At 75.3% G+C, this 1,854-nt stretch carries 1 protein-coding gene; it reads right to left on the bottom strand.

Going from position 1 to position 1,854, the window contains the following annotated elements; all coding sequences use genetic code 11:
• The coding region (locus R6V09_RS52205; RefSeq protein WP_317888412.1) for a helix-turn-helix transcriptional regulator at window positions 1-1,854 on the bottom strand (1,854 nt) is incomplete at both ends.

Genomic DNA, 1,854 nt, shown 5'->3' with positions numbered 1-1,854 from the left:
CTCTCGTGCGGCTGGTCGAGGAGCGGGCTCAGCTCCTCGTACGCCTCCGCGTACCGCCCCTCGCCGAGCCGCGCCAGGCCACGGGCCAGCCGGAGCGTCGGGGTGAGGTCGGCGCGCTGCCAGGCTGCCACCATGTCCGCCAACTCCTCGGCCCGTACGGCCTGTCCGCGCAGTGCGGCGGCGACCGCGTCCGTGCCGGCGAGTGCGGCGACCATGGCCGGCTGTCGGGTCTCGGCGACGATCTGCCGTGCCTCCTCGGTGAGTTGGACCGCGCGAGGCCAGTCCCCGAGCAGCAACTGGCCGGTGGCCTCGGTGAGGAGGGTTTCCGTGAGCAGGCCGAGTCGGCCCTGTCTACGCAGAGTCGGTGCCGCCCGGGCAAGCAGGTCGACCGCGCGGACCGGATCGCCGATCTCGTGGGCGGCCAGGCCGTGGCGCCGGAATCCGTCGGAGTCGGTGAGGCACCACGCCGTCTCCTTCGAGGGGAGCCGGTCGGCCACCGTCCGGCCGTGGCGCACGGGTTCGGTCAGTGCCAGAGCCGCGAGGTGGCGGGCGTCGTTCGTGGCGGGCAGCCGCTCGGCGGTCCGGTCGACGGCTGCCCGCAGGGCGGGATCGGCATCGGTCCGGTGGACATGGAGTGCCGCGCTCAGCAACAGGTCGAGGGCCAGGTCGGGATCGCCCGCCGACAGCTCGGTGAGGTCGGGGGGTTGTGCCAGGGCCGGACCGGGCTGTGGCTCGGCGTCCGAGATCTCCCGCAGCCATCCCGTCTTCGCCCGGTCCGCGCCGTTCAGCTCCAGGCGTTCCGCCGCGTCGATCAGGGAGTGGGCCAGCCGGACGCGGCCGGCCCCGTACGCCTGCTCGGCCGCGCCCAGCAACCGGTGTCCCCGGGTGACCGAGTCCGTGGTGAGCTGCGCCGACCGCTCCAGCGCCCACACCGCCGCGAGGGCACCGTGCCGCCGTAGCAAAGAGACCTGGGCGGCGGCCAGTTGGTCCGCGATCTCGTCGTCGGGGCCGTTGACGGACTGGGCGCGATGCCAGGTGCGGCGGTCCGGGTGCTCGGTCAGCACCTGTGCCAGGGCCGCGTCGGCGGCCTGTCGGCGGGCCGGGGTCTCCACCGCCGACACCGCGAACCGGACCACGGGATGCTGGAAGCGCAGGGTCGTCCGGTCGAGTCGTATGAGCGAGGCGGCAACGGCGCTGTCGAGCGCGTCCACCGCGACGGTGCGCCCGGCCAGCACGGATGCGGCGGCCAGAATCTCCGCGACGTCCCCGACCTGGTCCACGGCGGCGACCAGCAGGGCGTCCCGGGTCCGGTCCGGGAGTTCGCCGAGACCGGCCGCGAACGCCGTCGCCAGCGTGGCGTTGACCGGCAGGTGGGCCCAGGATCCCGGTGGTCCGGTGGGGTGCCGGGCCGCGGGGAGTTCGACCAGTGCGAGCGGGTTGCCGAGCGCTTCCCCGAGGATCCGCTCCCGGACGGCCGGCGGCAGCGCGTCCGCGTGCCGGGCCAGAAGCCGCCGGGCCGAGGGCTCGTCCAGCACCGGCACATCCAGTACGGGGACTCCCGGCAGGGTCCGTCCGCCGCGCAGTGCCCCGAGGACGACGATCGGGTTGTCGCTCGCCCTGCGGGCCAGGAACGCCAGTACGTCCCGGGTGGGCCCGTCGAGTCCCCTCGCGTCGTCGGCGATCAGCACCGTGGGCTGCTCGGCGGCCCTGGCCGTGATCAGGTTGAACGCGGCCAGGGCGACCCGCGAGGTCTCCGGTGGCGGCCCGGAACCGGCGGCGAACGCCGCCCGCAGGATCTCGCCCTGCCCGGCCGGCAGGGACTCCGCCGTGCCGAGCACCGGGCGCAGCAGGGCG

This window comes from Streptomyces sp. W16 (assembly GCF_033194735.1).
Classification (GTDB): Bacteria; Actinomycetota; Actinomycetes; order Streptomycetales; family Streptomycetaceae; genus Streptomyces.
The sequence above is the reverse complement of the archived record's forward strand: the minus strand, read 5'-3'. Positions and strand labels throughout refer to the sequence as shown.